The 13,640-nt window shown below is 60.1% G+C and carries 10 protein-coding genes; 9 read left to right on the forward strand and 1 reads right to left on the reverse strand.

Annotation, left to right across the window (positions count from 1 at the left end; all coding sequences use genetic code 11):
• Position 1: 1 nt before the first annotated feature.
• From fmt to G5287_RS07765, 4 genes are all read left to right on the forward strand, one after another.
• Positions 2–946: a methionyl-tRNA formyltransferase gene (fmt, locus tag G5287_RS07750; RefSeq protein ID WP_421231117.1), complete on the forward strand. Its 945-nt coding sequence runs from the start codon at positions 2–4 to the stop codon at positions 944–946.
• Between the two features lie 60 nt (positions 947–1,006).
• Positions 1,007–2,299: a 16S rRNA (cytosine(967)-C(5))-methyltransferase RsmB gene (gene rsmB / locus G5287_RS07755; protein WP_421172638.1), complete on the forward strand. Its 1,293-nt coding sequence runs from the start codon at positions 1,007–1,009 to the stop codon at positions 2,297–2,299.
• Positions 2,300–2,386: 87 nt separating this feature from the next.
• Complete coding sequence (gene trkA, locus G5287_RS07760) at positions 2,387–3,763, forward strand: Trk system potassium transporter TrkA (RefSeq protein ID WP_005339689.1); 1,377 nt, start codon at positions 2,387–2,389, stop codon at positions 3,761–3,763.
• Between the two features lie 96 nt (positions 3,764–3,859).
• Complete coding sequence (locus G5287_RS07765) at positions 3,860–5,302, forward strand: TrkH family potassium uptake protein (RefSeq protein ID WP_421172639.1); 1,443 nt, start codon at positions 3,860–3,862, stop codon at positions 5,300–5,302.
• A gap of 239 nt (positions 5,303–5,541) precedes the next feature.
• On the opposite strand, the gene typA is transcribed toward G5287_RS07765, so the two are convergent.
• Entirely contained in the window at positions 5,542–7,353 is a 1,812-nt protein-coding gene (gene typA / locus G5287_RS07770) for a translational GTPase TypA (protein ID WP_106844305.1), read from the reverse strand.
• A 351-nt stretch (positions 7,354–7,704) separates the two neighbouring features.
• On the opposite strand from typA, the gene glnA reads away from it, so the two are divergent.
• From glnA to add, 5 genes are all read left to right on the forward strand, one after another.
• Entirely contained in the window at positions 7,705–9,114 is a 1,410-nt protein-coding gene (glnA, locus tag G5287_RS07775; RefSeq protein WP_005339672.1) for a glutamate--ammonia ligase, read from the forward strand.
• 115 nt (positions 9,115–9,229) lie between these two features.
• The gene (locus G5287_RS07780) at positions 9,230–9,811 is read left to right on the forward strand and encodes a DUF4124 domain-containing protein (protein WP_421212419.1); all 582 of its coding nucleotides are present in this window, start codon (positions 9,230–9,232) and stop codon (positions 9,809–9,811) included.
• Positions 9,812–9,891: 80 nt separating this feature from the next.
• Positions 9,892–10,947: a nitrogen regulation protein NR(II) gene (gene glnL / locus G5287_RS07785; protein ID WP_005356202.1), complete on the forward strand. Its 1,056-nt coding sequence runs from the start codon at positions 9,892–9,894 to the stop codon at positions 10,945–10,947.
• Between the two features lie 9 nt (positions 10,948–10,956).
• Positions 10,957–12,375, forward strand: a complete 1,419-nt coding sequence (gene glnG, locus G5287_RS07790; RefSeq protein WP_227341761.1) for a nitrogen regulation protein NR(I) — start codon at positions 10,957–10,959, stop codon at positions 12,373–12,375.
• Positions 12,376–12,516: 141 nt separating this feature from the next.
• On the forward strand, positions 12,517–13,518 hold the full coding sequence (add, locus tag G5287_RS07795) for an adenosine deaminase (RefSeq protein ID WP_421231118.1): 1,002 nt from the start codon (positions 12,517–12,519) through the stop codon (positions 13,516–13,518).
• Positions 13,519–13,640: the final 122 nt, after the last annotated feature.

The following is a 13,640-nucleotide window of genomic DNA, read 5'->3' on the forward strand; positions in this document are numbered from 1 at the left end:
ATTGAATAAGCTGAAACTGATTTTTGCCGGTACTCCCGACTTCGCCGCCCGTCACCTGGCGGCGTTGTTGTCTTCCGACCACGAGGTCGTTGCCGTTTATACCCAGCCCGACAAGCCCGCCGGCCGTGGCCAGAAGCTCACCGCCAGCCCGGTCAAAGAGCTGGCACTGGCCCACAACCTGCCGGTTTACCAGCCCGCTACCCTGCGCAAGGAAGAGTCGCAAGCCGAACTGGCCGCCCTTGGCGCAGACCTGATGGTCGTGGTGGCCTATGGCCTGATCCTGCCCAAGGCGGTACTCGATACCCCGCGTCTGGGCTGCATCAACGTCCATGGCTCCCTGCTGCCCCGCTGGCGTGGCGCGGCACCGATCCAGCGCTCAATCTGGGCGGGCGATAGCGAAACCGGCGTCACCATCATGCAGATGGATGTGGGGCTGGATACCGGCGCAATGATCCGCAAGGTAAGCTGCCCCATCGCCGCCGACGAGACCTCTGCCAGCCTCTATGACAAGCTGGCAGAGCTGGGTCCGCAGGCGCTGGTCGACACCATCGATGCCATGGCTGCCGGTGAAACCGCTGCCGAGGCGCAAGATGATGCGCTGGCCAACTACGCCGAAAAGCTCTCCAAGGAAGAGGCCCGCATCGACTGGTCGATGGAGGCTGTTGCCATCGAACGCTGCATCCGCTCGTTCAACCCCTGGCCCATCAGCTGGTTTGAAGTAGCTGACCAGACCATCAAGGTATGGCAAGCCGCCGTCATCGACATCGACCACGGCCAACCCGCCGGCACCCTGCTCAAGGCCGACAAGCAGGGGATCGATATCGCGACCGGCAAAGGGGTACTGCGCCTGCTGACCCTGCAACCGCCCGGCAAGAAGGCGATGTCCGTTTCGGATCTGCTCAACTCTCGCCGCGACTGGTTTGAACCCGGCACGCAATTGAATTGAACTGGATTGAATTGACACAAGCGGGGCCCAGGCCCCGACTTGCGCATCTAAGGTAACTCTATGAAAACACGTGCACAGGCCGCTCTCGTTATTCAACAGGTGCTGGATCAGGGTCAATCCCTTTCCGCTGTTCTGCCTGCTGCCCAGGAGAAGGTTGCACCTCGCGATCGCGCTCTCCTGCAAGAACTCTGCTACGGCACCCTGCGCTGGCTACCCCGCCTCGATGCGGCAGTCAACGAGATGATGGACAAGCCGCTCAAGAACAAGAGCCGCATTTTCCACTACCTCATCCTGGTCGGTCTCTATCAGCTCATCTACACCCGCATTCCGGCTCACGCCGCGGTGGCCGAGACCGTCAACGCCGTTAAACTGCTCAAGGGCACCTCACTGCGTGGCCTCATCAACGGCGTGTTGCGCAACTTCCAGCGCAGCGCCGAAGTCATTCTGCTGCGTATCGACCGCGTGCCGAGCGTGCGCCTGGGTCATCCTGAGTGGCTCACCAAGCGCCTGCGTCAGGCCTATCACGATGAGTGGGAATTCATCATGGAGGCGAACAACCAGCGCCCTCCCATGTGGATCCGCAACAACAGCCAGCGCCAGAGCCGTGATACCATGCTGGCTCGCATGGCTGAAGTCGGCATCAATGCCGTGGCCGGTGAAGAGGGCGAGGATTGCATCCTGCTGGAGCGTCCCTGCGATGTGACCAAGCTGCCCGGCTTCGAAGTCGGTGACTGCTCGGTACAGGATGGCGCAGCACAACAGGCGGCCGCCCTGATCGACCCGCAACCGGGTGAGTGGGTGCTGGATGCCTGCGCCGCTCCTGGCGGCAAGACTGCCCACCTGCTCGAGCGTCAGCCCAAGCTGGCTGGCGTGGTTGCCGTTGATGCCGACGAGAACCGCCTCAAGCGGGTGCAGGAGAACCTGGATCGCATCGGCCTGACCGCCAAAGTGATCCACGGCGATGCCGCGGCACCGGAACAGTGGTGGCCGGAGGGGCAGTTCGACCGCATCCTGCTGGATGCCCCCTGCTCCGCCACCGGCGTTATCCGTCGCCACCCCGACATCAAGTGGTTGCGCCGTGATCAGGACATCCGCGAGCTGACCGAGCTGCAGCGCCGCATTCTCAATGCCCTCTGGGGCAAGCTGAAGAGCGGTGGCACCCTGCTCTACGCTACCTGCTCCGTCCTGCCGGAAGAGAACCGCGACCAGATCCGCGCCTTCCTTGCCGCGACCAAAGATGCCAAATTGGTACCGTTGCACGAACAGGACACTCCGGATTGCCCTGGTCGCCAGTTCCTGCCAGGTGAAGCCGAGATGGATGGCTTCTACTACGCCAAACTGGTCAAGCTCTGAGCCGGGCATGACAAACCTCATTCGGGAGAGCCGCCAGCTCCGTTCTGGCGCTCCCCTTTACAGCCTCAACGTGAGTAGACGTTCCCTATGAAAATCATCATTTTGGGAGCCGGCCAGGTCGGCGGCACTCTGGCCGAGAACCTGGCCGGAGAGAACAACGACATCACCATCGTCGATACCGACAGCGAGCGCCTGCGCGAACTGCAGGACAAGTTTGACCTGCGGGTGGTCAACGGCCATGGCGCTCACCCCAAGGTGCTGCGCGAAGCGGGGGCTCAGGATGCCGACATGCTGGTCGCCGTCACCAACAGTGACGAGACCAACATGATCGCCTGTCAGGTCGCCTACTCCCTGTTCAACACCCCGAACAAGGTGGCGCGGATCCGTTCGCCCGCCTATCTGACAGAGCGGGATCGCCTGTTTCTGCCGGAATCGGTGCCGGTGGATCACCTGATCGCGCCGGAGCAGTTGGTGACCGACTATGTGCGTCGCCTGATCGAATATCCGGGGGCCCTGCAAGTGGTTGATTTTGCCGGTGGCCGCGTCGGTCTGGTGGCAGTCAAGGCCTACTACGGTGGCCCGCTGGTGGGCAACGCCCTCTCCACCCTGCGCGAGCACATGCCCAATATCGAAACTCGCGTAGCGGCCATCTTCCGTCAGGGCCGCCCGATCCGCCCGCAAGGCACCACCATCATCGAAGCGGATGACGAGGTCTTCTTCGTCGCCGCCGCGGGCCATATCCGTGCCGTGATGTCGGAGCTGCAGCGCCTCGAGAGCCCCTACCGCCGCATCATGATCGTCGGTGGTGGCAACATCGGCGCCGGCCTCGCCCGCCAGCTGGAGAAGCGCTACAGCGTCAAGCTTATCGAGCGCAATCAGAAACGGGCGGAGCAGCTCTCCGAACTGCTGGAAAACACCATCGTCTTCTGCGGCGATGCGGCGGATCAGGAGCTGCTGGCCGAGGAGCACATCGACCAGATCGACGTCTTCATCGCCGTCACCAATGAGGATGAGGCCAACATCATGTCAGCGCTGCTCGCCAAGAAGATGGGCGCCAAGAAGACTATGGTGCTGATCCAGCGCGGCGCCTACGTCGATCTGGTGCAGGGTGGCTCTATCGATATCGCCATCTCGCCCCAGCAGGCCACCATCTCGGCCCTGCTGACACACGTGCGTCGGGCCGATATCGCCAACGTCTACAGCCTGCGCCGCGGCGCTGCCGAGGCGATCGAGGCGATTGCCCATGGTGACGAGAACACCTCCAAGGTGGTCGGCAAGACGGTGGGCGAGCTCAAGCTGCCGCCGGGTACCACTATCGGTGCCGTAGTGCGCGGGGATGAGGTACTGATCGCCCACGATCGCACCAAAATCCAGCAGGATGACCACGTGGTCATGTTTCTGGTGGACAAGAAGTACATCCCGGAAGTGGAGCGGCTATTCCAGCCAAGCCCCTTCTTCCTGTAACGTCTTCATGCGCACAGGCTGTCAAACCAGACCCGGCTCAGCTCCCCCAAGGGGATGGTCCGGGTCTTTTGTTAATCAACGACCAGGTTATCGAACATGATCAAGCTGCGTCCCATTATCTTCACCCTCGGGCTGGTGCTCTCCAAGCTGGCGCTCTTCATGTGGCTGCCCACCTTGCTGGCACTGCTCACCGGGTCAGAGGGATTTGTCGAGTTTCTCAAGTCCGTGCTGATCACCCACGGCGCCGCCCTGCTCTGCCTCCACTATGGTCGCAAGGCGGAGTTTCATCTGGGGGTGCGGGAGATGTTCCTGCTCACCACCTCGGTCTGGGTGGTAGCCTGCGCCTTCGGCGCCCTGCCTTTTGTTTTCATCACCCACATCAACTTCACCGACGCCTACTTCGAGACCATGTCGGGGGTGACCACCACGGGCTCTACCGTGCTCTCCGGCCTCGACAACATGGCTCACAGCATCCTGTTGTGGCGTTCCATCCTGCAGTGGCTGGGCGGGGTTGGCTTTATCGTGATGGCGGTTGCCGTGCTGCCCTACCTCAACGTCGGCGGCATGAAGCTGTTCCAGACCGAGAGCTCGGACTGGTCGGACAAAAGCGCCCCGCGTGCCAAGACAGTCGCCAACAACATCGTCGTGGTCTATCTGGTGCTCTCCATGCTCTGCTTCATGGCCTACTGGGCCAGCGGCATGAACATGTTCGAGGCGATCAACCACGCCATGACCACTCTCAGTACTGGTGGCTACTCCACCTCCGATCAATCCATGTCCCACTTCTCCAACTCGGCCCACTGGATTGGCACCCTGTTCATGTTCCTCGGCGGCCTGCCCTTCCTGCTCTATGTGCAGAGCCTCAACCACAGGGATTACAGTCTGTTCAAGGATGCCCAGGTGCGAGGCTTCTTCTGGCTGGTGGTCTGGGTCACCGTCATCATGACCTTCTATCTGTGGGAGAGAGACCTGTTCGGCTTCTGGGATGCCCTGCGTATCAGCTGCTTCAACATCGTCTCGGTGCTCACCACCACCGGCTACGGCCTTGGTGACTTCGGCACCTGGGGGCCGCTCGCCAGCATCGTCTTCATCGTGCTGCTGGCTCTTGGGGCCTGCTCCGGCTCCACTGCGGGCGGCCTCAAGATCTTCCGGGTACAGGTGGCCTTTGCCCTGTTCAAGAAGCAGATGCGCCAACTGATGCACCCTTCCGGCGTATTTCCCCAGAAGTACAACGGCCGGACAGTCAATGACGCCATCATCCGCTCAATGATCTCCTTCGTGCTGGCCTACTTCGCCATCATTCTGATGATAGCCGCACTGCTGGGCGCCATCGGGCTTGACCCCCTGACAGCCATATCCAGCTCCATCACCGCCGTTGCCAACGTCGGCCCGGGCATGGGCCCGGTGGTCGGCCCCAGCACCAACTTTGCCAGCCTGCCGGAATCGGCCAAATGGCTGCTGTCATTCGGCATGCTGCTGGGACGACTGGAGATCCTGACGGTCGCCGTGCTCTTCTTCCCCTCCTTCTGGCGCCAGTAACGCTCACCGTAAGCAAGCAAAAAGCCGCAGCGTTCACCCGCTGCGGCTTTTTTATCTCGTCCATCCCCACGACTTTCCCTCAACGCTCATCAGCCCCATTACCGGTGGCCTGAACGACCTCATCGGCATGGCCAGAGCGGATCACAAGCATAAAAAAACGGACCCAAACCAGAGGTTTGGGTCCGTTTATCAGTGAACCGTCAGCGGCCGCGAGGGCTGCCGAGACTCAACACATGGCATTAACCACGGCCAGAGCGCTTACGATCCAGCTCGGTCAGCAATTTCTTGCGGATACGGATGTTCTTCGGAGTCACTTCTACCAGTTCATCGTTATCGATGAACTCGAGAGCCTGTTCCAGAGTCATGCGGATCGGCGGAGTCAGAACCTGAGCTTCGTCGGTACCGGAGGCACGCATGTTGGTCAGCTGTTTGCCTTTCAGGCAGTTAACAGTCAGGTCGTTGGAACGGGAGTGAATACCGATCACCTGACCTTCGTACACTTCGGTCGCGTGACCGATGAACAGACGACCGCGGTCTTGCAGACCGAACAGGGCGTAAGTCAGTGCCTTACCGGTAGCGTTGGAGATCAGCACGCCGTTCTGACGCTCACCAATGCTGCCACCCTTGTGCGGACCATAGTGGTCGAAGGTGTGGTACAGCAGACCGGTACCTGAGGTCATGGTCATGAACTCGGTCTGGAAGCCGATCAGGCCACGGCTCGGGATCATGAAGTCCAGGCGGACACGACCCTTGCCATCCGGGGTCATGTTGGTCATTTCGCCTTTACGCAGACCCAGCTGCTCCATCACGGAACCTTGGTGCGCTTCTTCAACGTCCACAGTTACAGTTTCGAACGGTTCTTGCAGTTCGCCGTCAACGGTACGCAGGATTACTTCCGGACGGGATACCGCCAGCTCGTAACCTTCGCGACGCATGTTTTCGATCAGGATGGAGAGGTGCAGTTCACCACGACCGGATACACGGAACTTGTCCGGATCATCAGTCTCTTCCACGCGCAGGGCCACGTTGTGGACCAGCTCCTGGTTCAGACGCTCCAGAATGTTGCGGGAGGTCACGAACTTGCCCTCTTTACCGGCGAACGGTGAAGTGTTGACCTGGAAGGTCATGTTCACGGTCGGCTCGTCAACGGAGAGCGGCGGCAGGGCTTCAACGGCACCGTTGTCACAGATGGTGTCGGAGATTTTCAGCTCGCCCAGACCGGTGATAGCGATGATGTCACCCGCTTGCGCGTCGGCAACTTCAGTACGGGACAGACCCAGGTAACCCAGCACCTGACCGACTTTACCGTTACGGGTCTTGCCGTCAGCACCAACGATGGTGACTTGCTGGTTGGTCTTGACGCGACCACGAGTGATGCGGCCGATACCGATAACGCCCACGTAGGAGTTGTAGTCCAGCTGGGAGATCTGCATCTGGAAACCACCTTCGGCATCAGCCTTCGGCGCTTCAACGTTGTCAACGATGGCCTGGAACAGCGGCTCCATGTTCTCGGACTCGACGTCCTGATCCATGGTGGCCCAACCGTTCAGTGCAGAGGCGTAAACAACTTTGAAATCCAGCTGTTCGTCAGTCGCGCCCAGGTTGTCGAACAGGTCGAATACCTGATCCATTACCCAGTCAGGACGAGCACCCGGACGGTCAACCTTGTTGATGACCACGATCGGCTTCAGACCCTGAGCGAACGCTTTCTGGGTCACGAAACGGGTTTGCGGCATCGGGCCGTCTACGGCGTCAACCAGCAGCAGCACGGAGTCAACCATGGACAGTACGCGCTCTACTTCACCACCGAAGTCGGCGTGACCCGGGGTATCAACGATGTTGATGCGGTAGTCATTCCAGCGGATCGCAGTGTTCTTGGCGAGAATGGTGATGCCACGTTCCCGTTCCAGATCATTGGAGTCCATGATCCGTTCCTGGCCTTCCGTGGAGCGGTCCAGGGTGCCGGACTGCTGCAGCAGCTTATCAACCAGAGTCGTTTTGCCGTGGTCAACGTGCGCAATAATCGCAATATTGCGTAAATTCTCTAACATTCTCGCCTCAATCACCGGGTAAAATTGGGCGCTAATTGTACTCTTGCCTTTGTGATCTGCCTAGCAGAATTGCAGTACATTCGCGCATAACAACAGATCTGGATCATAGACCTCTCTGACAAACCCTGCTTAGATGGGCGGTGACCGTATTTCGCGCACCATTACAGTGCACCAAAACGATCCACCATCGCACTAAATTGATGCAACGCGAGTCGAGATCGCCTGATTTTGGGGAGCCTCTTCAGCGAGATTGCCCTGAAATCAAGCTGTCACAAACTTGGCACGATACTGGCTTATGTGAATACGACGACGCATTCACCCAGAGAGTTTTAACACCGGAGGTTACTTAGCATGTCAGCCCAGAACGTTTTGGCCCTGATCCAGGAACACGAAGTCAAGTTTGTTGATCTGCGCTTTACCGACACCAAGGGTAAAGAGCAGCATGTATCCATCCCTGCTCATCAGGTTGATGAAGATTTCTTCGAAGACGGCAAGATGTTCGATGGTTCCTCCATCGGCGGCTGGAAGGGCATCAACGAATCCGACATGGTACTGATGCCGGACGCAGCCTCCGCCAAGCTGGACCCGTTCACCGAAGAGACCACCCTGAACATCGTTTGTGACGTACTGGAGCCTGCCACCATGCAGGGCTACGACCGCGATCCGCGCTCCATCGCCAAGCGTGCAGAAGATTTCCTGAAGTCCAGCGGCATCGCTGACACCGTGCTGTTCGGGCCGGAGCCGGAATTCTTCATGTTCGACAACATCACCTTCTCCAACACCATGGGCCACAGCTTCGTGAAAATCGAATCTGAAGAAGCCGCATGGAACTCCGGCACTGCCTATGAGCATGGCAACAAGGGTCACCGTCCGTTCGTGAAAGGCGGTTACTTCCCGGTTGCACCGGTCGACTCCTCCCAGGATATCCGTGCCGCCATGTGTCTGGTGCTGGAAGAGATGGGCCAGGTCGTTGAAGCTCACCACCACGAAGTGGCCACTGCCGGTCAGAACGAGATCGCTACCCGCTTCAACACTCTTACGCTGAAAGCAGATGAAGTACAGGTACTGAAGTACGTGATCCACAACGTGGCCCACGCCTACAACAAGACCGTCACCTTCATGCCGAAACCCATGTTCGGTGACAACGGCTCCGGCATGCACTGCCACCAGTCTCTGGCCAAGAACGGCGTCAACCTGTTCGCCGGGGACCTGTATGGCGGTCTGTCCGAGATGGCGCTGCACTACATTGGCGGTATCATCAAGCACGCCAAGGCCATCAACGCCTTCGCCAACCCGACCACCAACTCCTACAAGCGTCTGGTTCCGGGTTATGAAGCACCGGTCATGCTGGCCTACTCTGCCCGCAACCGTTCTGCCTCCATCCGTATCCCGGTGGTACCGAGCCCGAAAGCTCGTCGTATCGAAGTGCGCTTCCCGGATCCGGCTGCCAACCCGTACCTGGCCTTCGCAGCCCAGCTGATGGCCGGTCTGGACGGTATCATCAACAAGATCCATCCGGGCGATGCCATGGACAAGAACTTGTACGACCTGCCGCCGGAAGAGGCTGCAGAAGTGCCGACCGTTGCTGGCTCTCTGGACGAAGCCCTGGCAGCTCTGGATGCTGACCGCGAGTTCCTGACCCGTGGCGGCGTGTTCAGCGATGACTTCATCAACTCCTATCTGGAACTGAAACAGCAGGATGTTGACCGTGTGCGCATGACCCCGCACCCGCTGGAGTTCGAACTGTACTACTCCGTCTAAGTCGCAGCAGACAGCCCATTTAGATTGGGGCAGCTTGCCGAATCGTGACAAAACCCGCCAGATGGCGGGTTTTTTCTCTGATAGGATTAAGCAAGATACCGTCAAGGAGAGATGGATGAACAAGATACATGGCATAGGAGCAATTACCCTCCTGTTACTGACCTCATTCAGTACTCATGCGGCCAAGGTCTACTCCTGGGTCGATGGCAATGGCATTACCCACTACACGGATGCCCCTCCTCCCGGCAAAAACGTAAAGGAGGTGGATCTGCGGGCTGCTCCCCTGCTGGGTAGCGCCCCCAGCTCGGTACAGGTAGACAACTTCAACAGCCTGACTGGCGCCGATGTCAAGAAGGAGCAGGAGGCGGCCAAACTGGTGATCGAGCTGCTCTCCCCTGAACAGGGCAGCACCCTGCGCGACAACACAGGCAATATCGTCTTTCAGGGTCAAATCAGCCCCAAACCGCCAACCCAGTATGATGTGCGCCTGACTCTGGATGGCAAGGCAGCCCCCATCGTCAGCAACAGCCTCTCTATCCGGGTCGAAAATGTCGATCGCGGTGCCCACGAAGCTCAGCTCGAGCTGCTCGCCAAAGACGGTACGATCCTTGCTAAATCTACACCAGTCACCTTTTACCTGCATAGAGCGACCGTGACTCCGGCTCCCAAACCCACCCCCAAAGCCAACCAAGGGTGATATAGCGCACCGATGCGGGTAAACTCTATGCACCATATCGGTGCATAATAGGTGTGTAGCACCGTTTTAGGGAGAAACCTGTGCCAACCCGCTCGGACAACGCCAAAACACTCTTGGATAATTTGCTGACCGCCGTGATCCTGATGGATGAACGGCTCTGCATCCAATTCGTCAACCCGGCGGCTGAACAGCTGCTCTCCCTCAGTGAACGCCGGCTGATCGGCATCGAACTGCCTCATCTGCTGGAACATATCTCCCTCGATTTGCAACGGCTCAAGCAGTGCCTCGTTTCAGGGCAAGGCTTTACCGATAGCGAAGTGACTCTGGTGGTAGAGGGAGAACCGCGACTGGTGGAGCTGAGCGCTACCCCCATGGCCGACCACGAACAGCGTCTGCTGGTCGTGGAGCTGCGCAAGATCGACCAGCAGAAGAAGATCAGTCAGGAGCAGCAGCAACATGCCCAGCAGCTGGCGGCCAAGGAGCTGGTGCGCGGCCTGGCACACGAAATCAAGAATCCCCTCGGCGGCCTGCGTGGCGCGGCCCAGCTGCTGCAAAAAGAGCTGCCCGACCCGGCGCTGCGCGAATATACCGGCATCATCATCGAACAGGCCGATCGGCTGCGGGTACTGGTCGATCGCCTGCTCGGCCCCCAGCGCCCCGGCCGTCACCAGATGCACAATGTCCATTCGGTACTGGAACAGGTACGCCGACTGGTGGAGCTCGAACTCCCTCCCTCTGTTCGCATCGAGCGGGATTACGATCCCAGCATCCCCGAATTCGAGATGGAGCCGGATCAGCTGCAGCAGGCGTTTCTCAACATAGTGCGCAACGCCGCCGAAGCACTGGGCGATCAGACCGGGCTTATCCGTATCAAGACCCGCACCGCGTTCCAGATCACCATCCACGGCCAGCGCTACCGGCTGGCGGCGGAGATCAAGATCATCGACAACGGCCCCGGCATTCCCGATGCCATTCGCGACACCCTGTTCTACCCCATGATCACCGGCAAGGAGGGGGGAACCGGGCTCGGCCTCTCCATCGCCCAGAACCTGATCGACCAGCACAAGGGGCGGATTGACTGCATCAGCTGGCCGGGTCACACCGAATTCACCATTTTTCTACCGCTTCGCAAGTAAGGGAACCCCATGACCGCCAAAGTGTGGATCGTCGATGACGACAGTTCTATCCGCTGGGTGCTGGAGCGCACTCTCGGCAGCGAAGGCTTCAACTGCGAGAGCTTTGCCGATGGCGAAGCCCTGCTGCACGCCCTTGAGCTGCGATCGCCCGATGTCATCCTCTCCGATATCCGGATGCCCGGCATCGATGGTTTGAGCCTGCTGGAGCAGATCCACCGCCGTCAGGCCGATCTGCCCATCATCATCATGACCGCCCACTCGGATCTCGACAGCGCGGTCAACGCCTACCAGCGCGGCGCCTTCGAGTACCTGCCCAAACCGTTCGACATCGACGAAGCCGTGACCCTGGTGCGCCGCGCCGAGAATCATCTCAAGGAGCAGCGCACCAAGCGCAAGTCTCGCCAGCAAGAAGCCACCGCCACTCCCGAAATCATCGGTGAGGCACCGGCGATGCAGGAGGTGTTCCGCGCAATCGGCCGCCTGTCTCGCTCCAGCATCTCGGTGCTGATCAACGGCCAAAGCGGTACCGGCAAGGAGCTGGTCGCCCATGCGCTGCACAAGCACAGCCCGCGCGCCCACAAGAACTTCATCGCCCTCAACATGGCTGCCATTCCGAAAGACCTCATCGAATCGGAACTGTTCGGTCACGAGAAGGGGGCCTTTACCGGCGCCAACAACATCCGCCACGGCCGCTTTGAGCAGGCCGACGGCGGCACCCTGTTTCTCGACGAGATCGGCGACATGCCGATGGATGTGCAGACCCGGCTGCTGCGGGTATTGGCCGACGGCCAGTTCTACCGGGTCGGTGGCCACCAGCCGGTGCAGGTGGATGTACGGATCATCGCCGCCACCCACCAAAATCTGGAGAAGCGGGTCGCCGATGGCGAGTTTCGCGAGGATCTGTTCCACCGCCTCAACGTCATCCGCATCCACATCCCCGCCCTCAAGGAGCGCCGTGAGGATATCCCCCAGCTGGCCCGCCACTTCCTGCTGCGCGCCGCCAAGGAGCTGAACGTCGAGGCCAAGAGCCTGCACCCCGATACCCAGGCCTATATCAGCCGCCTGCCCTGGCCGGGCAACGTGCGCCAGCTGGAGAACGTCTGCCGCTGGCTTACCGTGATGGCCTCGGGGCAAGAAGTGCTGGTCGGCGACCTGCCTGCCGAGCTGCTCACCCCCATCACCCACAACGCCGAACCGGGCCAACCGGCGCTGCCCGGTTGCTGGCAGCAACAGTTGCAAGAGTGGGTGGCCAGCAAGCTGGCGCTGGGAGAGACAGACATCCTGGCCGATGCCATGCCTCAGTTCGAGCGGATCATGCTGGAGACGGCACTGGAACACACCCACGGCCACAAGCAGGAGGCGGCGCGCCTGCTTGGCTGGGGTCGCAACACCCTCACCCGCAAGCTGAAGGAACTCGATCTCTCCTGAGTCCCGGGAAAAAACGATTCCCATCACGCCCTGACAAATCACCGCCTGCCAGAGCCCCGTTTAACCATAAACGGGGTATCTTTTTTGAAAGCCCCGCCTAGAATGGCAGGCTTTCAAACCTGACTCGACGAGGGCGCCCCCATGATTGACAGATCTCTCCCCCTGACCGACCTGCACCGCCATCTGGACGGCAACATCCGCCCGCAAACCATCCTCGAGCTGGGTCGCCAACACAATATCCAGCTGCCCGCATTCGAGCTGGAAGCGCTGCGCCCCCACGTACAGATCATCGAAAACGAGCCGAGTCTGGTTACCTTCCTGAAGAAACTGGACTGGGGTGTGGCCGTGCTGGCTGACTATGACGCCTGCCGCCGGGTCGCCTACGAGAACGTGGAAGATCTGCTGCGCGCCGGTATCGACTATGCCGAACTGCGCTTCAGCCCGGCCTATATGGCGATGGCCCACAAGCTGCACCCGCAGGGCGTGGTGGAAGCCATCATCGACGGCGTGGCCGCTGGCAGCCGCGATTTCGGTATCAAGACCAACCTGATCGGCATCATGAGCCGCACCTTCGGTACCGAGCAGTGCAATCAGGAGCTGGCCGCCTGCTTGGCCCACCGCGACAAGCTGGTCGCCATCGATCTGGCCGGTGACGAGCTGGGTTTCCCGGGGGAACTCTTTGTCGACCACTTCCGCAAGGTGCGCGATGCAGGCATGCGCGTCACCGTACACGCCGGTGAAGCCGCTGGCCCCGAGAGCATGTGGCAGGCCATTCGCGAGCTGGGCGCCGAGCGTATCGGCCACGGCGTCAAAGCGATTCAGGACCCGGCCCTGATGGCCTATCTGGCCGAGCACCGCATCGGCATCGAGTCCTGCCTCACCTCCAACGTCCAGACCACCACGGTAGCGAGCCTGACCGAGCACCCGATCCGCCAGTTCCTGGCTGCCGGTGTACTGGCCTGCCTCAACACCGACGACCCGGCAGTAGAGGGCATCGACCTGCCCCACGAATATGAGGTGGCCGCTCCGGCCGCTGGCATGACCGCCAGCGAAATCCGCACTGCCCAGCAGAACGGCCTGACCCTGGCCTTCCTGAGCGATAGCGAGAAAGCCGAACTGAGCGCCCGCGCAGCCAGCCGCTGATCCACACCGGCACTGCAAATAGAAACGGCCCACTTCGGTGGGCCGTTTTTATTTGTGGCGGAGATCCCGCAACTTCAAGCCCGCGGTTCGATTAACAGATGTCATATCGTATACATGAAAAT

It is taken from the genome of Aeromonas sp. 603079, assembly GCF_049172135.1.
GTDB lineage: Bacteria > Pseudomonadota > Gammaproteobacteria > Enterobacterales > Aeromonadaceae > Aeromonas > Aeromonas veronii.

Excerpts from the sequence above, each read along its gene's own strand:
- typA (WP_106844305.1), bottom strand. The coding sequence starts at position 7,353 with ATGTTAGAGAATTTACGCAATATTGCGATTATTGCGCACGTTGACCAC.
- G5287_RS07765 (WP_421172639.1), top strand. The coding sequence starts at position 3,860 with ATGATCAAGCTGCGTCCCATTATCTTCACCCTCGGGCTGGTGCTCTCC.
- trkA (WP_005339689.1), top strand. The coding sequence starts at position 2,387 with ATGAAAATCATCATTTTGGGAGCCGGCCAGGTCGGCGGCACTCTGGCC.
- glnG (WP_227341761.1), top strand. The coding sequence starts at position 10,957 with ATGACCGCCAAAGTGTGGATCGTCGATGACGACAGTTCTATCCGCTGG.
- rsmB (WP_421172638.1), top strand. The coding sequence starts at position 1,007 with ATGAAAACACGTGCACAGGCCGCTCTCGTTATTCAACAGGTGCTGGAT.
- add (WP_421231118.1), top strand. The coding sequence starts at position 12,517 with ATGATTGACAGATCTCTCCCCCTGACCGACCTGCACCGCCATCTGGAC.
- G5287_RS07780 (WP_421212419.1), top strand. The coding sequence starts at position 9,230 with ATGAACAAGATACATGGCATAGGAGCAATTACCCTCCTGTTACTGACC.
- glnA (WP_005339672.1), top strand. The coding sequence starts at position 7,705 with ATGTCAGCCCAGAACGTTTTGGCCCTGATCCAGGAACACGAAGTCAAG.